The organism is Rhizobium sp. YTUHZ044 (genome assembly GCF_051123975.1).
Classification (GTDB): domain Bacteria; phylum Pseudomonadota; class Alphaproteobacteria; order Rhizobiales; family Rhizobiaceae; genus Rhizobium.
On the sequence record NZ_CP101426.1, the window covers coordinates 3,158,754 to 3,179,267 of the forward strand.

Genomic DNA, 20,514 nt, shown 5'->3' on the forward strand with positions numbered 1-20,514 from the left:
CATGAGGCTGCCGAAGTTAGCGCAGGCGATCTCCACGAGAGAGCCATGCACGACCACTCAAACAGCGAAAAGTCGAAACCGGTGTCTCCCAGTTCGAGCCGACGCCTCCCGATCGGAGCGGAGGTTGATGCTGGCGGCGTTTCGTTCCGACTATGGGCCCCTGCCAGAGAACGCTGTTTCGCCGTCATCGAGGAAAATTCCGAATACGAGATGCCGGCGGAGGACGACGGCTACTTCTGCCTCTATCTGCCCGGCCTGGCTGCAGGGTCGCGATACCGGTTTCACTTTGGGGATGCAGGTGATCTTCTTGCCGATCCTGCCTCGCGTTTTCAGCCGAAGGGTCCATCCGGGCCGTCAGTTGTCGTGGATCCGGCGCAGTATCAGTGGAATGACCACGATTGGCAGGGAATCCGCGCCTCCGGAGCTGCTCTCTATGAGATGCACATCGGCACCTTCACAAGGGACGGCACCTTTGCGGCAGCCCGGGAAAAACTGGCAAGACTTCGGTCGATTGGCATCAACTGCCTGGAAGTAATGCCGATCAACGAGTTTGAAGGCGAGTTCGGCTGGGGTTACGACGGCACGTTGCTCTATGCTCCCACCCGGCTCTATGGACCACCGGATGATGTGCGCGCCTTCGTCGACGAAGCCCACCGGATCGGCATGGGGGTGATCCTCGACGTGGTCTACAATCACTTCGGTAAAGGCGAGCGTTTTTGCGAATTCACACCAGACTATTTCACCGAGCGTTACTCGAACGAATGGGGCAAGTCGATCAACTTCGATGGTGCGAACAGCCGTGGCGTTCGCGAATTTGTCGCAAAGAACGCGGCCTATTGGATCGACGAATTTCATTTTGATGGATTGCGCATCGATGCAACGCAGGCCTTGTTCGACTCAAGCCGCGAACACATCGTCACGGTCATCGCCAGGGAAGCTCGCGCAGCAGCGAGACAGCGTCAAATCTATCTCGTCAGCGAAAATGAGCCGCAACAAACCAATATGGTGCGGCCGGCTGAGGTGGGAGGGCATGGGCTGGACGCCTTGTGGAATGAGGATTTCCACCGCTCCGCGACAGTGGCGCTGACGGGCCGCAATGAAGCCTATTATCATGATCATCGCGGTACGGCTCAGGAACTCGTTTCTGCCGCCAAGTATGGCTGCCTGTTTCAGGGACAAAGATATGATTGGGAGGATCGGCCGCGGGGAGCCGCCGGGCTCGACCTCAAACCGTGGAATTTCGTACATTTTCTCCAAAATCACGATCAGGTCGCCAACTCCGGCATAGGAGCCAGAATCGGCCACATAACGTCGCCGGCACGACTTCGAGCCCTGACGGCGCTCCAGTTGCTGGGGCCGCAGACGCCCATGCTCTTTCAGGGACAGGAGTTTGGTTCCTCTTCTCCGTTCTATTATTTCGCCGATCACGACGGAGAAATTGCCGACATCGTACGGCAGGGACGGCGTAGTTTTATCAGCCAATTCCCGAACCTGAGGGATGAAGAACTCATTAGACACATGGCTGATCCATGTGCTCGCGCGACGTTCGACAAGGTGAAGCTTGATTGGGCCGAATGGGAGAGGAACGCGGCGATCGTTCAGCTTCATCGCGACCTGCTGAATCTGCGTCAGACAGATAAGGCATTTTCTCGCCAGGCGTGCGCCCGTGACGGCCAGTTGGACGGCAGTCTCTTGTCCAGCACCGCCTTCCTCCTGAGGTTCTTCGCGGAAAAACCGTCTGATGAGAGATTATTGCTGATCAACTTCGGCAATGATCTCGTGGTCGACAGTCTGCCGGATCCGCTTTTTGCTTCACCGCAAGGTCATCAATGGTGTCTCTCGTGGTCGAGTGAAGATCCCTCATATGGTGGCAGCGGACGCCGGCCCTATGATTTCCAGAAGCGTTGGGTCTTGAACGGAGATATCGCTTTGGTCCTCGCACCTGTAAAAGTCGGGAACCGGCGAAACGCCTCAGGAGTACCCGTGAAGGGCTGGCAAGCCGGCATTTCGCGAGCAGAAGACGCCGGCCTCTGATCCGCATGGACGCTCGATCCCGCCACCGGCGAATACTACCTGCACATGTTTTCCCGCCGCCAGCCGGACCTCAATTGGGAGAACGAGAGGGTACGGGCGGAAATCTATGACATGATGAACTGGTGGCTCGAGCGCGGCATTGCCGGCTTCCGCATGGATGTCATCGACTATATCGGCAAGCAGGTGGATCAGGAACTCGTCAAGGACGGACCACATCTGCACGATTATCTGCAGGAGATGAATGCCAGGACCTTCGGCAACAGCGATATCCTGACCGTCGGCGAAGCCTGGAGCGCCACGCCCGGCGCGGCCCTTCTCTATTCCGGGCGTGAACGCCGGGAACTGTCGATGATCTTCCAGTTCGAGCACGTCACCCAGCAATGGGACGCGGTCTATGGCAAATGGCGCCCGAAGCCGTTCGACCTCGTGAATCTCAAGACCGTGCTCAGCAAGTGGCAGCTTGCTCTATCCGAAGATGGGTGGAATTCGCTCTTCTGGGGCAATCACGATTTGCCGCGCGCCGTTTCGCGCTACGGCAATGTCAGCGGCTATCACGTCGAGTCGGCGAAGATGCTGGCGACCGTGTTGCATCTCCTGAAAGGCACGCCTTTCGTCTATCAGGGCGAGGAGATCGGCATGACGAACGTCCCCTTCACCTCGATCGAACAGTATCGCGATATCGAAACCATCAACGTGCACAGGCTGCACGTGGAGGCCGGCCTTTCACCGGAGGAATTCATCCGCGGAGCAAACGAGAACGGCCGCGATAACGCCCGCACACCGATGCAATGGAGTGCTGCCCCCTATGGCGGCTTTTCCACAGGCGCCCCCTGGATCGAGGTCAATCCCAATTACCCGAAGGTCAACGCCGAAGCCGCCATCAAGGACGAAAAGTCGATCTGGAACCATTATCGCAAGCTGATCGCTCTCCGGAAAACCCACCCTGCCATTGTCTATGGGGAGTACCGGTCCTGGCTCGACCAACACCCCGATGTCTTCGTGTATACCCGCACGCTCGACAGGAGCTGGATCATTGTCGTCGCCAATTTCACGCCGCGGGAAATTGCGGTAAGTCTGCCGACAGAGCTGGCGATCCATGGAGAATGCCTGATCTGCAATTATGAACCGGTGCACACGATCGGCGAAACCGTTGAGCTCAAGCCGTACGAAACCTTCGCGATAGAATGTAAGTGAAGCTCTCGGACCAGCCTGTTAAACAACCGACGGGTTGACGGCTTTCGGCGATATCGAACGCGTTGAAAAGTTGGACCCTATGTCGGCATAACGCGCTCAGCCGCCAAATGACTTCCGATAGGCATTCGGGCTCGTGCCCAGCCGCTTGCGGAAGTGGTGCCGCATCGTCGCCAAGGTGCCGAAGCCGCTGGATATCGCGATGTCGTCGAGCGATACGGCAAGCTCTCTTTCAAGAAGGTCGCGCGCATGGCGCAGCCGCTCCTTCAGCAGCCATTCGCCGACGCTGAGACCTGTCGTCGCTTCGAAGCGGCGCTGGAAAGTGCGTACGCTCATGCCAGCCCTTTTGGCGAGCAGACTGATCGGCTGCTCCACGGCAAGGCTTTGACGCATCCATTCGATCAGCGGGCTGAGGCGTATGCCCTCACGTTCCTGCGGAATCGGCGCGCCGATGAACTGTGCCTGCCCACCTTCGCGGTGCGGCGGCACGATGAGGCGGCGGGCGACGCTGTTTGCCGCCTCCGAGCCGAAATCGCCGCGCACGACATGCAGGCAGAGATCGATGCCGGCCGCGCTGCCGGCCGCTGTCAGCAGGCTGCCCTCATCGATGTAGAGTACATCCGCGTCGAGCGTGATGTCAGGATAACGCGCTGCGATCGTGGCGACATAGCGCCAATGCGTTGTAGCCCTGCGGTTGGCAAGCAACCCGGACGCGGCAAGAACCGCAACTCCGGAACAGAGCGACATGATGCGCGCGCCGCGCTGGTGCGCTGCCTTGAGAGCGGCGGAAAGCGGTTCCGGCACCGGCGCATCGATTGACCGCCAGCCGGGCACGACGATCAGGTCCGCCGCATCGAGCACTTCCAGCCCCTTGTCGACCGCGACCGTCAATCCGCCGGCGGCGCGAAGCGGCCCCGGCTCGATACCGCAGACGGAGAAGCGATACCACCCCTCGCCCATCTCGGGACGCGGCAGGCCGAAGACCTCATAGGCTATCCCGAATTCGAAGGTGCAGAGCCCGTCATAGGCAAGTACGGCGACCAGCGGTCCGTTCCGCCGCGGAGATGTGTTTGGCATGATCTTTACGCTGACAGTCATGTTGGCCAATTTCGCAAATCTCTAGCATCGGCGATACCAAGCGGCAATTCCAACTAGAAGGAAAAACAAATGCCGAGTTCCGTCTCCGAAATCCCCACTGCCGCACCCGATCTTGCTGTCGCCCACTATGCCGCCAAGCTCGCCTTCGAAACCGACTGCTCGGATGTCCGCGCTGCCTTTACCGCCGGCAAGGTCGATTTCGTTCTCCTCGACGTGCGCTCGCCGGCGCTGTTTGCGCAGTCGCATGTGCCTGGCGCGGTTAACCTGCCGCACGGCAAGATGACCGCCCACCGCATGTCGGGATGGGCCAGCGATACGCTCTTCGTCGTCTATTGCGCCGGTCCTCACTGCAACGGCGCCGACAAGGCCGCTTTCCGCCTCGCCAAGCTCGGCCTCCGGGCCAAGCTGATGATCGGCGGTATGACCGGCTGGGCCGACGAGGGCTTCGCCTTCGAAAGCCAAGCCGCCGCTGCCGAATAGGGTATCGCTCCCCTTCGCGATGCGAGGGGAGCGCATCTCTCAAAACTTAATGACGATCTTGCCGAAGGGGCCTCGATAGAGATGATCGAGCGCCTGCGGCAGCTCCTCGAAGCCATAATGCCTGTCGATAACAGGCTTCAGCCTGATCTGGTCGACGGCGCGCACCAGATCCTCCAGCGCCCTGCGGTGGCCGACCGTAATTCCCTGCATGACGGGCGCCTTGAGAAGCAGCGGCGCCACCGGCGCCGAGATCTCGAACCCCTCGAAGACGCCGATCACCGAAATGCGTCCGTTAACCGCCACAGCCTTCAGCGCCTGGCCGAGATGCGGTCCGCCGACGATTTCGAGCACGTGGTCGGCGCCGTAATCGCCGGTCAGTTGATGGAACTGCTCCACCCAGTCGCGCTCATGCCGGTTGATCAGGTGATCGGCGCCAAGCGCCAGCGCCCGGTCGAGCTTTTCGCTGCTGCCCGATGTGATGAAGACCTCGGCGCCATGTGCCTTGGCAATCTGCAGGCCGAAGAGCGCCACGCCGCCGGTTCCCTGTACCAGCACTTTGTCGCCGGCCTTGAGCTTGCCGCATTCGATCAGCGCGAACCATGCCGTCAACCCGGCGCAGGGCAGCGTGCTCGCTTCGGCGGCATCGAGCGTTTTCGGCGCAAGTGTGAACCACTCTTCGGAAAACACGGTGTGTTCGCTCAGCACGCCGGGATAGAAGCCGCCGCGCGTCTGGTAAGGCGGATTGCGCGCAGTGCCCGGCCCGCGTCCGTCGATCCAATCCGGGGAAAAGGTGGAGATAACTCGATCGCCGGGTTTGAAGCGTGTGACATCCGGGCCGACGGCCTCGACCTCGCCTGCCATGTCCGAGGCCGGTACGAAGGGAAACTGCAGCGGCAGTCCCATGCCGCTCTCGAGCACCAGCCTGTCGCGGAAATTGAGGGAGACCGCCTGCGTCCGCACCCGGATCATCGTGCCGGACACGTCGGGAATTCTCGCTTCACCAATCTTCAGATTGGCCTCCGCCCCAATGGCGTCGGTTTGCCACTGCCTTGTCGTCTGCATCTTTCTGCTCCTTCTCGATTGGAGGAGTAGCAGATATATCGTTGAATATTGATCGCCTGTTGCGATATAAAATCGTCAAACTGGTGCCGCAAAGGAAACAACGATGGAGCAGTTGAAGGGGATTTCGATCTTCGTCCAGACGGTCGAAGCCGGCGGATTCTCCGCCGCCGCCGAACGGCTTCACCTCACCCGCTCGGCAGTCAGCAAGACAATCGCAAGGCTCGAACAGCGACTCGGCGTCCGGCTCTTCAACCGCACGACCCGGACCCAGAGCCTCACCGACGAGGGCCGGTTCTTCTATGAGCGGTGCCTGAGAGCCATCGAGGAAATCCGGATCGGTGAGGCCCAGCTTGAGTCGGGCAGGCGCGAGGTCCGCGGCAGGCTGCGGGTATCGATGCCGGCACTGTTCGGGCGCCATTGCGCCGCGCCGATCCTGACCCGCCTGCTCGATGACCACCCCGATCTCGAACTGGACTTATCCTTCAGCGATCGGGTCGTCGATCTCTCGGAGGACGGCTTCGACCTTGCCGTCCGCAACGGTCCTCTGAAGGACAATCTCGACCTGATGGCGCGCACGATCGCCCGGCAAACAATGACGGTCTGCGCCTCGCCCGCTTATCTCGAAACCTATGGCGTGCCGCAAACGCTCGACGATCTCGCCCGCCATCATGGTATCGTCTATCGCAGGGGTGATAATGACAAGGCCTGGACCTTCCCGGCTCCGGCCGGGCCCCCACGCGAAGTTCTGCCGACATCGCGGTTACGGCTCGACGATCTCGCCTCGATCGCAGACGCCGCGGTTGAAGGCCGCGGGCTTGCCTGGCTGACCTGCTGGCTGGTGCGGGACAGGGTCCTCTCAGGTGAACTCGTGCGGGTTCTGACCGATACGCCATCCACCATATTTGAAGCCTATGCCGTCTGGCCGCGATCGCCGGTGATGCTGCCGAAAGTGCGTCTTGCCATCGATACGCTGGCCGCGGAACTGCCGGCGATCATGAGCTGAATCTCACCAAATCGAGCCGGAGGCGAAGCCCATGTTTTTCTATAGGTTTCTCTGGAAATGCCGAGACGCTGCAATATATCGCTAGTTCGTCGCTCTCGCATTCGCAGCATCCTCTGCCACTTCACTCAGAACACGGTCCGTATGTCACTTCGAAGCGTGCTCCGCGCAGAAACAGCAGATTGCCACGCCAAAGTCGATAAGCTCTTCGGCATTTTCGACCTCTCCAGCAGAGAGCAGTACAGGACATTCCTGCGCGCGCACGCCCGCATCATACCGGCAGCCGAACATGCGCTCGAGGAAGCCGGAGTCGTTCGCCTGCTGCCCGATTGGCCGGAAAGAAGGCGCGCGCAGCTGCTGTTTGCCGACATCGGCGAACTCGGCGACCGGTTGCCCAAGCGCCTTCCGCCACCGCCATTGCAGGGCGACGCGGCGCTCTGGGGCGCCCTCTACGTCCTTGAAGGCTCCAAGCTCGGCGGCGCCATGCTCGCCAGGTCCGTGCCCGATCACCTGCCCAGCAGCTATCTCACGCCGCAGGGGTCCAAGGGCGCTACTAGGGTCTTCATGGATCGTCTCGATGCAAGCAGCGTCGACGTTCCCGCCGCCACCATTTCGGCGGCCCGCATGCTCTTCGAACTTTTCCTCAGAGCCGGCCAGCTCGAACTGGAAGCCGTCGCATGAGCAGCGTGCGCCAACCCGTCGATCTCACCAATTGCGATCGTGAGCCCATCCATCAGCTCGGCGCCATCCAGCCGTTCGGTTTCCTCCTGGCGATATCGCTCGATTGGATGGTCACGCGGGCCTCGGCGAATCTTGCGGAATTTCTCGGGGTGGAACACACCGACGCGCTCGGTCGTCCCGTCTCGTCGCTGATCTTGCCCGAGGCGGTCCACACGATCCGCAACAAGCTGACCACCATACGCAGCTCCGATGTCGTCGAGCGCATTTTCGACATTACCCTGCTGCCTGAGGAGTCCCGCTTCGACCTCGCCGTCCACCTGCAAGAAAATCTGGTCATCCTTGAAGGCGAGCGCAGCCAGCAAGACAAGCGCAACGCCCCGTCGCTCTCCATGCGCAGCATGATCTCCCGCCTCGATCAAACTGAAACGCTGGAAGCCTTCTTCCGCGAGGGCGCGAGGCAGGCACGCGCGCTTACCGGCTTCGACCGGGTCATGGTCTATCGCTTCGATGAAGGCGGCTCGGGCGAGGTCGTGGCGGAAGCCGCCCGCAGCGGCATTGGCTCGTTTCTTGGGTTGCACTATCCGGCCTCCGACATTCCGGTGCAGGCGCGCGCCCTTTATCTGCGCAATCTGTTTCGCATCATCGCCGATGTGGACGCGGTGCCCGTGCCGGTTCTCCCGCAATTGGACGAAGAGGGCCAGCCGCTCGATCTCTCTATGTCGGTGCTGCGCTCGGTCTCGCCGATCCACATCGAATATCTGAAGAACATGGGGGTCGGTGCGTCGCTCTCCATATCGATCGTCGTGGACGGCAAGCTCTGGGGCCTGTTTGCCTGCCATCACTACGGTCCGCGTCTGCCGTCGGCGCAAAGCCGCTCCACCGCCGAACTCTTCGGCCAAATGTTCGCTTCGCGCCTGGAAAGCCGCGAGCGGCGGCTGGCGCTCGACTACGAGACCAAGGCGCGCCGCATCGCCGACCGGCTTCTCACTTCCGTCGCCGACAATGCCAGCCTGCTCGACGATCCGGCCTGGCTGATCGAGGCGCTCGCCGACGCCGTTCCCGCCGACGGGATCGGCGTCTGGATCAACGGCCGGATGGCGCTTGCCGGGATCGGGCCGGATGAGAGAGGCTTTTCGGCCCTCGTCCGCCACCTCAACCGCAACGCCAGCGGGCGCATCTATGCGGTGGACAGGCTTGGCGAAACCTATCCGGATCTTGAGATCGACGATGCGGTGGCAGGCATGCTCGCCATACCGATCTCGCGTTCGCCGCGCGATTACGTCGTGCTGTTCCGTCAGGAATTGGTGCGCACCGTTCGCTGGGGCGGCGACCCGCACAAGCCAGTGGAATACGGCCCCAACGGTCCGCGGCTGACGCCGCGCAAGAGTTTCGAAGCCTGGTCCGAACTGGTGCGCGGCCGCTCCCTGCCCTTTACCGAGGCCGAGCGCCGGGTCGCTGAAACCATCCGCGTCACGTTAATCGAGGTGGTGCTGCGTCTGACCGACGAGGCCAGCATGGCCCGCCAGGTGGCGAACGAGCGGCAGGAACTGCTGATCGCCGAACTCAACCACCGCGTCCGCAACATATTGAGCCTGATCACCGGCATCATCCGGCAGTCGCAGACGACGTCGGTCGGCCTCGGCGATTATGTCCGTCAGCTCGAGGGCCGCATTCAGTCGCTCGCCCGCGCCCATGACCAGATCACGAGGGATCACTGGGCACCCGCTTCGCTGCGGCAATTGTTGTCGGCTGAAACCGCGGCCTACCTCGGAAAGAACGCGCAACGCTTCCGGATAAGCGGCGAAGACGTCCTCCTAGAGCCCCAGGCTTTTACCATCGTCGCCTTGGTCTTCCATGAGCTGATGACCAACAGCGCCAAATACGGCAGCCTCTCCGGCGCCGGCAGCGGCACCGTCGAGCTCGGCTGGCATCGCGATGATGAAGGCAGTCTACGCATCGGCTGGCGCGAAAAGGACGGCCCGCCCGTCGCCGAGCCGGAGCGTCACGGATTCGGCTCGACGATCATCCGGTGCTCCATTCCCTATGACCTCGGCGGCAAGGCCGAAATCCGCTACATCAAGGAAGGGCTGGAGGCGGATTTTTCGATACCGGCCCGCTACGTGAGCGATGTCGACCAGAGTCTATTGCCGCAGGCGACGGCTGCCGGCGTTGCGGAACGCAAGACTGTTCCCGCTGACCGGGAGCCGCTCTCCGGCTTGAAGATCCTGCTGGTGGAAAACAACCTGATCATCGCCATGGATGGCGAGGATATCCTGCGCCGCCTCGGTGCTGAAGTGACGACGGCGCCCAGCGTCGCCGAGGCGATGGAGATCCTGGCCGGCCGGTCCTTCGATTTCGCGCTTCTCGATGTCAATCTGGGAGACGAGACGAGTTTCGGGATTGCCGACCGATTGGCAGCCGCAGGCGTGCCCTTCGTTTTTGCCACGGGTTATGGCGAAGGCATCGCCCAAGCCAACACCCACTCGGGCGCGCCGGTATTGCAGAAGCCCTATACGACCGAAGGCATCACGGATCTTCTTGCCCGGGTGCAGCTTCCGAAGGGAGGGTGAAACGGTCAAGTTCTCGCAGTATCCGGCCGCAGCCCGCCGATGAAAAGCTGTTCCAAAAACCGCGCCGCATCCTCGAAGCGCCCCTCGCCGGCGTGCTCCTGCCCCAGCACGGCGCGCACCTGGACGTCGAAGTCCGCATAATGCTGCGTCGTCGACCAGATCGAAAAGATCAGGTGGTAGGGATCACACTCGACGATCTTGCCTGATTTCGTCCAGGCGCGGATGACCTCCGCCTTCTCGTCGACCAATTCCTTCAGTGGCCCCTTCAGCTCGTCCTCGATATGGGGGGCACCCTGCAGCACTTCGTTGGCGAAAAGCCTGCTCTCGCGCGGAAAATCGCGCGCCATCTCAAGCTTGCGCCGGATGTAGCTGCGGATTTCTTCCTCCGGATTGCCCTCGGCGTCGAAGGCGCGCAGCGGCTCCAGCCAGGTGTAGAGCACCCGATCGATCAGCGCCCGGTGCATGGCTTCCTTGGTGCGGAAATAATAGAGCAGATTGGGCTTCGACATGCCGGCCACTTCGGCGATCTGATCGATCGTCGAGCCGCGAAAGCCGCGGGCCGAGAAGACATCGAGCGCCGCCTCCAGAATCTGCTCTTCCTTCTCCTCCTGGATTCGCGTCCGCCGCAAGGTCTTCGCTGCTCTCGGAATAGCCATAGGCTATCGTTTCCCCTTGCAATTCAACTTCTTCGCTCAAGTCTTGGCTAGGGTCGGTCCTGCCATTTTCTTGAGCAACTGCCCGCATTTTTATCGGCAATTTTCGTGATTTTCGTCTTGAGCCCGGCGGTGGAAGTTGTAATGTTTACCAATCGGTCAAATATCCGCCAGATGAAAAACAAAGGCAACTGGCGATTTTCCGGCGCTCGATAAAACCAATAAGAGGCGCGGGATCAGACCATGGGAACAGGCGGGCATGCCCCTTGCATGACTGCCGCAAACAGGTGAGGGCTTGAAGAATGGTGGCAGCACCAGGCGAGAACATGCGCGTCAATGGCGACCGTCTCTGGGACAGTCTCATGGACATGGCGAAAATCGGCCCAGGAATCGCCGGCGGCAACAACCGCCAGACGCTAACGGATTCGGATGCCGAGGGCCGAAACCTTTTCAAGACATGGTGCGACGAAGCGGGCCTGACCATGGGTGTTGACCGCATGGGCACGATGTTCGCCACCCGCCCCGGCACCGATCCCGATGCCCTGCCGGTCTATGTCGGCTCGCACCTCGATACCCAGCCGACCGGCGGCAAATATGACGGCGTTCTCGGTGTGCTTTCGGCCCTCGAAATCGTGCGGACGATGAACGACCTGGGCATCAAGACCAAGCATCCAATCGTCGTCACCAATTGGACGAACGAGGAAGGCGCGCGCTTCGCCCCTGCCATGCTGGCGTCCGGCGTCTTCGCCGGTGTGCACAGCCTGGACTTCGCCTATAACCGCAGGGATCCCGAAGGCAATCTCTTCGGCGATGAACTGAAGCGCATCGGCTGGGTCGGCGACGAAGAGGTCGGCGCCCGCAAGATGCACGCCTATTTCGAATATCACATCGAGCAGGGCCCTATCCTCGAAGCCGAAGACAAGCAGATCGGCGTCGTCACCCATTGTCAGGGCCTGTGGTGGCTGGAATTCACGCTCACCGGCAAGGAAGCCCATACCGGCTCGACACCGATGAACATGCGCGTCAATGCCGGCCTCGCCATGTCGCGCATTCTGGAAATGGTCCAGGCTGTCGCGATGGGCGAACAGCCGGGCGCCGTCGGCGGCGTCGGTCAGGTCTTCTTCTCGCCGAACTCCCGCAACGTGCTGCCGGGCAAAGTGGTCTTCACCGTCGACATCCGTTCGCCCGACAAGGCCAAGCTCGATCGCATGCGGGCAAAGATCGAAGCGGAAGCGCCTGGCATCTGCGATGCACTGGGTGTCGGCTGTTCCATCGAGGCGATCGGCCATTTCGCGCCGGTCACCTTCGACGAAAAGCTCGTCGCCTCGGTTCGCTCTGCCGCCGAACACCTGGGTTACAGCCACATGAACATCATCTCCGGCGCCGGCCACGACGCCTGCTGGGCCGCCAAGGTGGCGCCTGCCACCATGGTCATGTGCCCCTGCGTCGGCGGGCTCAGCCACAACGAGGCGGAAGAGATTTCCAAGGAATGGGCGACCGCGGGTGCCGATGTGCTGTTCCATGCTGTTGTGGAGACGGCGGAGATTGTGGTGTGATGGCGTCGAACTTGCCAACGACGTATCTCGACTATGCCGATGCCTTTAAGTTCGGAATTCAGCGAACTGCCGACGACATCGCATGGGCCACCTCCAATGTGGTGCCAGTGACTGAAGGGCCGTGGGGCGACATCCCTAGCGTGCAGATCTATTATGTTGGCGTCAACACCGCAGGCGAGCGGATTAGGCTTCCGCAAATACCCAGCTTTTGGCGGTATAAACCTTCCGGGGTCCAACTGGCCAATTCGGATGACCCCGACCCAAATGGGCCCCATCGAACCTATTATATCTATGGACCTAGGCCTTGTGTCGTTCGAATCGAACTCGGCCCTTCCATGCCCGGCATTTTGGTCGAACGTCCCAACGGCGGCCATCCCGTACAGTCAACTGGGCTGATCGATGGCAAGGATTTCTACTTTCGCGAAAGCGATGGTTTTTGGTCATTGTCCGTCGGCGGCACTGACGTCGTTGACCAGCCCGACTGGTATTACGAGGAAGAGCATGACACGCCAGATGAGCTGAGTGAGGAAGCCGTCTACAGCCTCATCGCCAAGGGTGCAGCGCTCCTGCGAAGTGGTACGCCCACGATGGCAGTTGAGCAGTAACAACAAGAGACCGCAGGGAGAAGGAACAGCAGCCATGACCACAGTCATCAAGAACGGCACCATCGTCACGGCCGACCTCACCTACAAGGCTGACGTCAAGATCGACGGCGGCAAGATCATCGAGATCGGCCCGAACCTCTCAGGTGAAGAGAGCCTGGATGCCACGGGCTGTTACGTCATGCCCGGCGGCATCGATCCGCATACCCATCTCGAAATGCCCTTCATGGGCACCTATTCCTCCGACGATTTCGAGAGCGGCACGCGTGCGGCGCTTTCCGGCGGCACGACCATGGTCGTCGATTTCGCCCTTCCCGCCCCTGGCCAGTCGCTGCTCGAAGCGCTGACCATGTGGGACAACAAATCGACGCGGGCCAATTGCGACTATTCCTTCCACATGGCCGTCACCTGGTGGAGCGAGCAGGTCTTCAAGGAGATGGAGACCATCGTCCGCGACAAGGGCATCAATACCTTCAAGCACTTCATGGCCTACAAGGGCGCGCTGATGGTCGACGATGACGAGATGTTCGCCTCCTTCCAGCGCTGCGCCGAACTTGGCGCGCTGCCGCTGGTGCATGCCGAAAACGGCGACGTCGTCGCCTCGATGTCGGCAAAGCTGCTCGCCGAAGGCAATAACGGCCCCGAGGCGCATGCCTATTCCCGTCCCGCCGAAGTCGAGGGCGAGGCCACCAACCGCGCCATCATGATCGCCGACATGGCCGGCTGCCCGGTTTATATCGTCCACACCTCCTGCGAACAGGCGCACGAGGCGATCCGCCGGGCGCGCGCCAAGGGCATGCGCGTCTATGGCGAACCGCTGATCCAGCACCTGACGCTCGACGAGAGCGAATATGCCAACCCCGATTGGGACCATGCCGCCCGCCGCGTCATGTCGCCGCCCTTCCGCAGCAAGCAGCATCAGGACTCGCTCTGGGCCGGACTTGCCTCCGGTTCGTTGCAGGTGGTCGCAACCGACCACTGCGCTTTCACGACGGCGCAAAAACGTTTCGGCGTCGGCGACTTCACCAAGATCCCGAACGGCACCGGCGGCCTTGAAGACCGAATGCCTATGCTCTGGACGCACGGCGTCAACACCGGCCGCCTGACGATGAACGAATTCGTCGCCGTCACCTCGACCAACGTCGCCAAGATTCTCAATATCTATCCGAAGAAGGGCGCGATACTCGTCGGCGCCGATGCCGATATCGTCGTCTGGGACCCGAACCGTTCGAAGGTTATCTCGTCCAAGAGCCAGCAGTCGGCGATCGACTACAACGTCTTCGAAGGCAAGGAAGTAACCGGCCTGCCGCGCTATACGCTGACGCGCGGCGTCGTCGCGATCGAGGAAAACACGATCAAGACCCGCGAGGGCCACGGCGAGTTCGTCAGACGCGAACCGGTGACAGCCGTCAGCAAAGCGCTGTCCACCTGGAAGGAGATCACCTCCCCGCGCAAGGTGGAACGCAGCGGCATCCCGGCAACCGGCGTGTGACGATGGAGCATAACGATACGGCCATCATCTGGGGAACGACGCCTCCATGCGGATGACCTCACGCCGGCACCAACGCGTCCAGCTCCGGCAGAAGCACGACGCTTTCCTGCTCGTGCGGATCGGTGCGGGCGATGACCGCCGTGCAGGGCGTGCTGCTGAGGTTCGCAGGCATATGCGGCACGCCGGCCGGGATGTAGAAGAGCTCGCCGGCATGGGTGACGACGTGATGCTCCAGTTGGTCACCGTACCAGGTATGAGCCTCGCCGGAGAGCACGTAGATCGCCGTCTCATGCGCCTCGTGCAGGTGCGCCTTGGCACGCACGCCGGGCGGGATCGTCAGGAGGTGCATGCAGATGCCCGTGGCGCCGACGGTCTCGGCCGCTATCCCTTCGAAATAGCTGAGCCCCTGCTTGCCGTCATAGGCGTGCTTGGGACGAACGATGTGGCAGGTGGGTTTTGATGTCGCATCCATCTTCTTACTCCGTAAATTGTGCCGCCGGCAGAGCCTGCGGTGATGGTAACACGCAAACCGCGGTCCCGCGGGGAAAACAAGATCGGTCGCATTGATGCAAGCACCCTCGGTCGTATCCGCCAAGGATCTCTGTCTCACCTATCAAGCGAATGACGGCCCCGTTCGGGCGCTGAGCGATGTCAATCTCGATGTCCGCAAGGGCGATTTCGTCTCTTTCATCGGCCCGTCCGGCTGCGGAAAGACGACCTTCCTGCGGGTCATCGCCGATCTCGAAAAGAGCACATCAGGCGAGATCTCGATCAACGGCATGACGCCCGAGGAGGCGCGCAGGGCCCGTGCCTACGGCTATGTCTTCCAGGCGCCGGCGCTCTATCCCTGGCGCACGATCGAAAACAACATCGCCCTGCCGCTGGAGATCATGGGTTATGGTGGCGCTGATCGCACGCGGCGCATCGCCGAGGCGCTCGACCTCGTCAGCCTTTCCGGCTTCGAAAAGAAATTCCCCTGGCAGCTTTCCGGCGGCATGCAGCAGCGCGCCTCGATCGCCCGCGCGCTCGCCTTCGACGCCGACCTGCTGTTGATGGACGAACCCTTCGGTGCGCTCGACGAGATCGTCCGCGACCATCTGAACGAAGAGCTATTGAAGCTTTGGGCCCGCACCAACAAGACGATCTGCTTCGTCACCCACTCGATCCCCGAGGCGGTCTACCTCTCGACCAAGATCGTGGTGATGTCGCCGCGCCCCGGCCGCGTGACCGACGTGATCGACTCCACCCTGCCGGCCGAACGCCCGCTCGACATCCGCGACACCCCCGAATTCCTGGAAATCGCCCATCGTGTCCGCGAGGGGCTGAGGACGGGGCATAGCCATGAGGTTTAGAGCGTTGATCTCAAGGGCAGAGGGGGGTGGCTCCGCACTCGACGCCAACAGATGGAGGCAGTCGCTGTGAAACCAGACACCTTCAAAAACAAGATCGTTCCTGTCACCACGATCCTGCTCGGCCTGATCGCCATCTGGTATGTCGCCGCCATTCTCATGAATGCGCCGTTCCAGCGTGACATGGACAGCCGCGCCGGCGTCACGCCGACCACGATGGAATTCATCGGCAAGACGCTGGCGCAGCCAAAGCCGATCCTGCCGGCGCCGCATCAGGTGGCGCAGAATGTCTATGAGAACACTTTCCTGCGCAGCCTTTCGAGCAGCCGCAGCCTCGTCTATCACAGCTGGATAACGCTCTCCTCCACCCTGCTCGGCTTCGGTTTCGGCATGCTGCTCGGCATTCTTCTCGCCGTGCTGATCGTGCACAACCGCGCCATGGACCGCTCGCTGATGCCCTGGCTCGTGGCCAGCCAGACGATACCGATCCTCGCCATCGCGCCGATGATCGTCATCATCTCCTACAACGTGCTCACAGGCGATAATGCGCTGGCGCATCTGCTGAACCTCGATTCCGACGCCTCCCGTCTCGTCTCCAAGGCGCTGATCTCCACCTACCTCTCCTTCTTTCCCGTCGCCGTCGGCATGGTGAAGGGGCTGCGGTCACCCGAAATCCTCTATCTTGACCTGATGCGCACCTATAATGCCAGTCCGATGCAGACCTTTTGGAAACTGCGCGTCCCTGCCTCGATCCCGTTTCTTTTCACCTCGATGAAGGTCGCGATCGCAGCAAGCCTCGTCGGCGCCATCGTCGGTGAGCTGCCGACGGGCGCGGTTGCCGGTATTGGTTCGAAGCTGCTCGCCGGCTCCTATTACAGCCAGACAATTGACATCTGGGCGGCGCTGGTCGCCGGCTCGCTGCTTGCCGGCGTTCTGGTCGCGATTGTCGGCCTGGCGGCGAAGATCGTCGACCGCGCCATGGGCGGGAGGCCGGCATGAGGCGCCTGACCTTCTCCTGGCAAGGCACGGCCGCTCTTCTTCTCTGCGTCACGGCGCTGGCGACCTTGCCGCTTCTGTCCGACGGTGCAGCCCGTCCCCTGACCGACGGCACCGCGAGCCTCATCTTCATCGTCATCGCTTCGGCCGCTCTCCTGTCCTTTGCACCGCAGCCACCGGCCTATCGCGCCACCGTGCTTTTCATCGGCGCGCATGGCGCCGCCTGGCTGCTGCTTGCGGCACTTTCCGGCAACGAGGGCACGGCAACGCGGGCTTACTTCCTGCTGCTCTTCTCTGCCTGGCTGCTCGCCTGGCGATGCGTCACGGAGCTTTCGAAAGTGCCGTCTGCCGCCGCCTTCGGTGCATCGGTGCTCGAACTGCTGATTCCGGCGATTTTCGGCGCCTGGATTCTCATCCTCTGGGAAGCGAGCACGCGCGGCGCCGGCATACCGTTCATCCTGTTGCCGCCGCCGAGCGCCATCGGCGCCCGCATCATGGCCTCTCTGCCCATCCTCGGCGACGACGTCAGACAGACGATCTTCAAGGCGGTCTTGATCGGTTATATCGTTGGCTGCCTGAGCGGCTTCGTCGTCGCGGTGCTGGCCGACCGCATCGCCTTCCTGCGCCGCGGCCTGCTGCCGATCGGCAACATGGTGTCGGCCCTGCCGATCATCGGCATCGCTCCGGTCATGGTCATGTGGTTCGGCTTCGACTGGCCGTCGAAAGCCGCCGTCGTCATCGTCATGACCTTCTTCCCAATGCTGGTGAACACCGTAGCGGGCCTTTCCGCCTCCGGCAGCATGGAGCGCGACCTGATGCGCACCTACGCATCGAGCGACTGGCAGACGTTGCTCAAGCTCAAGCTTCCGGCGGCGATGCCCTTCATTTTCAACGCACTGAAGATCAACTCGACGCTGGCGCTGATTGGTGCCATCGTTGCGGAATTCTTCGGGACGCCGATCGTCGGCATGGGCTTCCGCATCTCGACCGAGATCGGCCGCATGAATGTCGACATGGTCTGGGCGGAAATCGCCGTCGCGGCGCTGGCCGGCTCGATCTTCTATGGCATCATCGCCCTGACCGAACGGGCGGTGACGTTCTGGCATCCGTCTATCCGTGGTGGCTAGGCGCGCGCGGCCTCGCAAATGGGGTCCGGGCATAACTTCAGAGGGTAAGGACAAGAAAATGAAAAAATTGATGGTTGCAATGATGGCGAGCGCCATGTCGCTTGCAGCGGCCCATGCTATGGCCGCCGACAAGGTGGTTCTGCAGCTGAAATGGGTCACACAGAGCCAGTTCGCCGGTTATTACGTCGCCCAGGAGAAGGGTTTCTACAAGGAGGAAGGCCTCGACGTCGACATCAAGCCGGGTGGTCCCGATATCGCGCCTGAGCAGGTGATCGCCGGTGGCGGCGCCGATGTCATCGTCGACTGGATGGGCGGCGCGTTGGTTGCCCGCGAAAAGGGCGTTCCGCTGGTCAACATCGCCCAGCCCTATCAGAAGTCCGGCCTGGAAATGATCTGCCGTAAGGACGGCCCGGTCAAGACCGAGGCCGACTTCAAGGGCCATACGCTCGGCGTCTGGTTCTTCGGCAACGAATACCCCTTCTTCGCCTGGATGAACAAGCTGGGTCTTTCCACCGAAGGCGGCCCGAACGGCGTCACCGTGCTGAAGCAGAGCTTCGACGTGCAGCCGCTCGTCCAGAAGCAGGCCGATTGCATCTCCGTCATGACCTATAATGAATATTGGCAGGCGATCGATGCCGGCTTTAAGCCGGAGGAATTGACGGTCTTCAACTATACGCAAATGGGCAACGACCTTCTCGAGGACGGCCTCTACGCCATGGAAGACAAGCTGAAGGACCCGGCGTTCAAGGAGAAGATGGTCAAGTTCGTCCGCGCCTCGATGAAGGGCTGGAAATATGCGACCGCGAACCCGGACGAGGCGGCAGAGATCGTCGTGGACAATGGCGGCCAGGACGAAAACCATCAGAAGCGCATGATGGGCGAAGTCGCCAAGCTCGTCGGCGACGGCTCCGGCAAGCTGGACGAGGCGCTCTATGCCCGCACCGCCAAAGCGCTGCTCGACCAGAAGATCATCAGCAAGGAACCGTCGGGCGCCTGGACGCACGACATCACCGACGCCGCATCCAAGTAAGGACGGCCACATTTGAGGCAAACGCGCGGAGAATATTTCCGCGCGTTTGATATTTTTCCCGCTTGATGAAAAAACACCGTGCAGCTGTCGCATTTATCGGGCGTCAAACGTCATTGGATAGAGGCAGGATCAATCATCGTCATGTTCGCATAACCCTTCGGTGATTGATTCAAGTTCTGATGGTAATTAATATCAGCTCATGGGGAATTGTTTTCTGCCGGGCTTGCATATCGAGCAAATCGATACCAATTAGAAGCCGATTTGCCGGCGAGGGATGAAGACGGCAAAAGACGTGTGGATACCCCTGAGAATGCAGGAAAGGCAGTGGCCTGGTCGCGAGCTCAATGGCAGACGCGCGAATTCGGCTAGCCTTCTGACGAGATTGGACGAAAACGCATGGCACGCAAGCCGACCGGAATTTTAGGCGCATCCACCCTTTTTGCAGCGGCGCTGGCTGCATCCACCGCCTTTTCGCAGGAGGCGCCGGTCTCAAAGCCGCAGCAGAACCTGCCGGCGATCGTTGTCACCACGGCTGTGAACCGCACTCTTGTCGACCGTGTCATCGGCACCGGAACGGTCAAGCCCGTCGAGGAAGTCTATATCCAGCCGCAGGTCGAGGGACTGTCGATCCGCACGCTGAAAGCCGATATCGGCGACAAGGTTCAGGCGGATAGCACGCTGGCGACGCTGAACGACGACGCGCTGGTCCTGGAGAAGAGCCAGATGATGGCGACCAAGGCCAAGGGCGAGGCAAGCCTCGCCCAGCTGCGCGCCCAGCTCATCGAAGCGCAGGCCAATGCAGAACAGGCAAGGCAGCAGCAGGCCCGCGCCCAGGAAATGGGCAAGAAGGGCACCGTTTCTACCGCCCAGGTCGAGCAGGCCGATGCAACCGCCGCTGCCGCCAATGCCCGCGTCGTCTCCGCCGAACAGGCGATCGAGGTCGCCGAAGCCGATCTGAAGGTCTTCGACAGCCAGATCGCCGACGCCGATCTGAAGCTCGCCCGCACCGACGTTAAGACGCCGGTTGCCGGCGTGGTTTCTGCGAAGAACGCCAAGGTCGGCGCGATCGCCGCCGGCAACGGGGATCCGCTGTTCACCATCATCCGCGACGGCGATATCGAGCTCGTTGCCGAAGTCGCCGAAAGCGATATCGTCAGGATCATGGCCGGCCAGAAGGCGACGATATCGCTTTCCGGCAGCCGCGAAAAGCTTTCCGGCGCCGTGCGCCTGGTTTCACCCACCGTCGATTCGGTGACCCGCCTCGGCCTCGTCCATATCTCCATCGACGATGACAGCAAGGCGCGTTCCGGCATGTATGGTAGCGCCGAGATCATCGTCCGCCAAACCGAGGGCGTATCGCTTCCCTTGACGGCGGTGCTCACCGGCAACGAAGGTTCCTCCGCCCGCAAGGTCGAAGACGGCGTGGTGAAATTCGCCAAGATCGAGACCGGCATCCAGGACGGCGCCTATGTCGAGATCGTCAATGGATTGAAGAGCGGCGACGAGGTCGTTGCCAAGGCGGGCGCCTATGTCCGCGACGGCGACCACATCACGCCGGTGCGTGAACAGCCCTCCGCTTCCAACTAAAGAGAC

At 61.5% G+C, this 20,514-nt stretch carries 18 protein-coding genes; 14 read left to right on the forward strand and 4 right to left on the reverse strand.

Features of this window, described 5'->3' with window-relative positions; all coding sequences use genetic code 11:
* The first annotated feature begins 45 nt into the window (after window positions 1–45).
* Window positions 46–2,034: a malto-oligosyltrehalose trehalohydrolase gene (gene treZ, locus NL154_RS15760; RefSeq protein ID WP_434732940.1), complete on the forward strand. Its 1,989-nt coding sequence runs from the start codon at window positions 46–48 to the stop codon at window positions 2,032–2,034.
* A gap of 45 nt (window positions 2,035–2,079) precedes the next feature.
* Entirely contained in the window at window positions 2,080–3,228 is a 1,149-nt protein-coding gene (locus NL154_RS15765; RefSeq protein WP_434732941.1) for an alpha-amylase family glycosyl hydrolase, read from the forward strand.
* 96 nt (window positions 3,229–3,324) lie between these two features.
* Here NL154_RS15765 and ftrA read toward each other — a convergent pair whose 3' ends face one another.
* Window positions 3,325–4,323, reverse strand: a complete 999-nt coding sequence (gene ftrA / locus NL154_RS15770) for a transcriptional regulator FtrA (RefSeq protein WP_210630155.1) — start codon at window positions 4,321–4,323, stop codon at window positions 3,325–3,327.
* Window positions 4,324–4,392: 69 nt separating this feature from the next.
* Here ftrA and NL154_RS15775 point away from each other — a divergent pair, with 69 nt between their 5' ends.
* Window positions 4,393–4,803 (forward strand): rhodanese-like domain-containing protein, encoded by a 411-nt coding sequence (locus NL154_RS15775; protein WP_434732942.1) that lies wholly within the window; start codon window positions 4,393–4,395, stop codon window positions 4,801–4,803.
* 39 nt (window positions 4,804–4,842) lie between these two features.
* Here NL154_RS15775 and NL154_RS15780 read toward each other — a convergent pair whose 3' ends face one another.
* The gene (locus NL154_RS15780) at window positions 4,843–5,865 is read right to left on the reverse strand and encodes a zinc-dependent alcohol dehydrogenase family protein (protein ID WP_221156049.1); all 1,023 of its coding nucleotides are present in this window, start codon (window positions 5,863–5,865) and stop codon (window positions 4,843–4,845) included.
* Between the two features lie 103 nt (window positions 5,866–5,968).
* On the opposite strand from NL154_RS15780, the gene NL154_RS15785 reads away from it, so the two are divergent.
* From NL154_RS15785 to NL154_RS15795, 3 genes are all read left to right on the forward strand, one after another.
* Window positions 5,969–6,868, forward strand: a complete 900-nt coding sequence (locus tag NL154_RS15785; protein ID WP_434732943.1) for a LysR family transcriptional regulator — start codon at window positions 5,969–5,971, stop codon at window positions 6,866–6,868.
* Window positions 6,869–7,009: 141 nt separating this feature from the next.
* The gene (locus NL154_RS15790) at window positions 7,010–7,546 is read left to right on the forward strand and encodes a biliverdin-producing heme oxygenase (RefSeq protein WP_210630148.1); all 537 of its coding nucleotides are present in this window, start codon (window positions 7,010–7,012) and stop codon (window positions 7,544–7,546) included.
* Complete coding sequence (locus tag NL154_RS15795) at window positions 7,543–10,116, forward strand: HWE histidine kinase domain-containing protein (protein ID WP_434732944.1); 2,574 nt, start codon at window positions 7,543–7,545, stop codon at window positions 10,114–10,116. The genes NL154_RS15790 and NL154_RS15795 overlap by 4 nt, the downstream gene beginning before the upstream one ends.
* Before the next feature lie 5 nt (window positions 10,117–10,121).
* On the opposite strand, the gene NL154_RS15800 is transcribed toward NL154_RS15795, so the two are convergent.
* Window positions 10,122–10,772 carry a TetR family transcriptional regulator C-terminal domain-containing protein gene (locus tag NL154_RS15800; protein WP_210630145.1) on the reverse strand — a complete coding sequence of 217 codons (651 nt, stop codon included), beginning with the start codon at window positions 10,770–10,772 and terminating at the stop codon, window positions 10,122–10,124.
* A gap of 299 nt (window positions 10,773–11,071) precedes the next feature.
* Here NL154_RS15800 and NL154_RS15805 point away from each other — a divergent pair, with 299 nt between their 5' ends.
* From NL154_RS15805 to hydA, 3 genes are read left to right on the forward strand one after another with little or no spacing between them, the layout of a single operon-like run.
* Window positions 11,072–12,325 carry a Zn-dependent hydrolase gene (locus NL154_RS15805; protein WP_210630143.1) on the forward strand — a complete coding sequence of 418 codons (1,254 nt, stop codon included), beginning with the start codon at window positions 11,072–11,074 and terminating at the stop codon, window positions 12,323–12,325.
* On the forward strand, window positions 12,325–12,930 hold the full coding sequence (locus NL154_RS15810) for a hypothetical protein (protein ID WP_210630142.1): 606 nt from the start codon (window positions 12,325–12,327) through the stop codon (window positions 12,928–12,930). The genes NL154_RS15805 and NL154_RS15810 overlap by 1 nt, the downstream gene beginning before the upstream one ends.
* Window positions 12,931–12,964: 34 nt before the next feature.
* Window positions 12,965–14,419: a dihydropyrimidinase gene (gene hydA / locus NL154_RS15815; RefSeq protein WP_434732945.1), complete on the forward strand. Its 1,455-nt coding sequence runs from the start codon at window positions 12,965–12,967 to the stop codon at window positions 14,417–14,419.
* Window positions 14,420–14,477: 58 nt separating this feature from the next.
* Here the strand turns inward: hydA and NL154_RS15820 are convergent, their stop codons facing one another.
* On the reverse strand, window positions 14,478–14,891 hold the full coding sequence (locus NL154_RS15820; protein ID WP_210630139.1) for a cupin domain-containing protein: 414 nt from the start codon (window positions 14,889–14,891) through the stop codon (window positions 14,478–14,480).
* A 94-nt stretch (window positions 14,892–14,985) separates the two neighbouring features.
* Between NL154_RS15820 and NL154_RS15825 the strand changes: the two genes are divergently transcribed.
* The 5 genes from NL154_RS15825 to NL154_RS15845 all read left to right on the forward strand — a co-directional run bounded on the left by NL154_RS15825 (window position 14,986) and on the right by NL154_RS15845 (window position 20,508).
* Window positions 14,986–15,771 carry an ABC transporter ATP-binding protein gene (locus tag NL154_RS15825; protein ID WP_221164700.1) on the forward strand — a complete coding sequence of 262 codons (786 nt, stop codon included), beginning with the start codon at window positions 14,986–14,988 and terminating at the stop codon, window positions 15,769–15,771.
* 66 nt (window positions 15,772–15,837) lie between these two features.
* The gene (locus NL154_RS15830) at window positions 15,838–16,767 is read left to right on the forward strand and encodes an ABC transporter permease (RefSeq protein ID WP_210630136.1); all 930 of its coding nucleotides are present in this window, start codon (window positions 15,838–15,840) and stop codon (window positions 16,765–16,767) included.
* Window positions 16,764–17,891, forward strand: coding sequence for an ABC transporter permease (locus NL154_RS15835; protein WP_434732946.1), 1,128 nt, complete (start codon window positions 16,764–16,766; stop codon window positions 17,889–17,891). The genes NL154_RS15830 and NL154_RS15835 overlap by 4 nt, the downstream gene beginning before the upstream one ends.
* A gap of 58 nt (window positions 17,892–17,949) precedes the next feature.
* On the forward strand, window positions 17,950–18,921 hold the full coding sequence (locus NL154_RS15840) for an ABC transporter substrate-binding protein (protein ID WP_434732947.1): 972 nt from the start codon (window positions 17,950–17,952) through the stop codon (window positions 18,919–18,921).
* A 396-nt stretch (window positions 18,922–19,317) separates the two neighbouring features.
* Window positions 19,318–20,508, forward strand: coding sequence for an efflux RND transporter periplasmic adaptor subunit (locus tag NL154_RS15845; RefSeq protein ID WP_221156050.1), 1,191 nt, complete (start codon window positions 19,318–19,320; stop codon window positions 20,506–20,508).
* Window positions 20,509–20,514 lie beyond the last annotated feature (6 nt).

Excerpts from the sequence above, each read along its gene's own strand:
- NL154_RS15825 (WP_221164700.1), top strand. The coding sequence starts at position 14,986 with ATGCAAGCACCCTCGGTCGTATCCGCCAAGGATCTCTGTCTCACCTAT.
- NL154_RS15800 (WP_210630145.1), bottom strand. The coding sequence starts at position 10,772 with ATGGCTATTCCGAGAGCAGCGAAGACCTTGCGGCGGACGCGAATCCAG.
- NL154_RS15840 (WP_434732947.1), top strand. The coding sequence starts at position 17,950 with ATGAAAAAATTGATGGTTGCAATGATGGCGAGCGCCATGTCGCTTGCA.
- NL154_RS15780 (WP_221156049.1), bottom strand. The coding sequence starts at position 5,865 with ATGCAGACGACAAGGCAGTGGCAAACCGACGCCATTGGGGCGGAGGCC.
- NL154_RS15790 (WP_210630148.1), top strand. The coding sequence starts at position 7,010 with ATGTCACTTCGAAGCGTGCTCCGCGCAGAAACAGCAGATTGCCACGCC.
- NL154_RS15805 (WP_210630143.1), top strand. The coding sequence starts at position 11,072 with ATGGTGGCAGCACCAGGCGAGAACATGCGCGTCAATGGCGACCGTCTC.
- NL154_RS15845 (WP_221156050.1), top strand. The coding sequence starts at position 19,318 with ATGGCACGCAAGCCGACCGGAATTTTAGGCGCATCCACCCTTTTTGCA.
- NL154_RS15835 (WP_434732946.1), top strand. The coding sequence starts at position 16,764 with ATGAGGCGCCTGACCTTCTCCTGGCAAGGCACGGCCGCTCTTCTTCTC.
- NL154_RS15795 (WP_434732944.1), top strand. The coding sequence starts at position 7,543 with ATGAGCAGCGTGCGCCAACCCGTCGATCTCACCAATTGCGATCGTGAG.
- treZ (WP_434732940.1), top strand. The coding sequence starts at position 46 with ATGCACGACCACTCAAACAGCGAAAAGTCGAAACCGGTGTCTCCCAGT.
- NL154_RS15810 (WP_210630142.1), top strand. The coding sequence starts at position 12,325 with ATGGCGTCGAACTTGCCAACGACGTATCTCGACTATGCCGATGCCTTT.
- ftrA (WP_210630155.1), bottom strand. The coding sequence starts at position 4,323 with ATGACTGTCAGCGTAAAGATCATGCCAAACACATCTCCGCGGCGGAAC.
- NL154_RS15765 (WP_434732941.1), top strand. The coding sequence starts at position 2,080 with ATGTTTTCCCGCCGCCAGCCGGACCTCAATTGGGAGAACGAGAGGGTA.
- NL154_RS15785 (WP_434732943.1), top strand. The coding sequence starts at position 5,969 with ATGGAGCAGTTGAAGGGGATTTCGATCTTCGTCCAGACGGTCGAAGCC.
- NL154_RS15775 (WP_434732942.1), top strand. The coding sequence starts at position 4,393 with ATGCCGAGTTCCGTCTCCGAAATCCCCACTGCCGCACCCGATCTTGCT.
- NL154_RS15820 (WP_210630139.1), bottom strand. The coding sequence starts at position 14,891 with ATGGATGCGACATCAAAACCCACCTGCCACATCGTTCGTCCCAAGCAC.
- hydA (WP_434732945.1), top strand. The coding sequence starts at position 12,965 with ATGACCACAGTCATCAAGAACGGCACCATCGTCACGGCCGACCTCACC.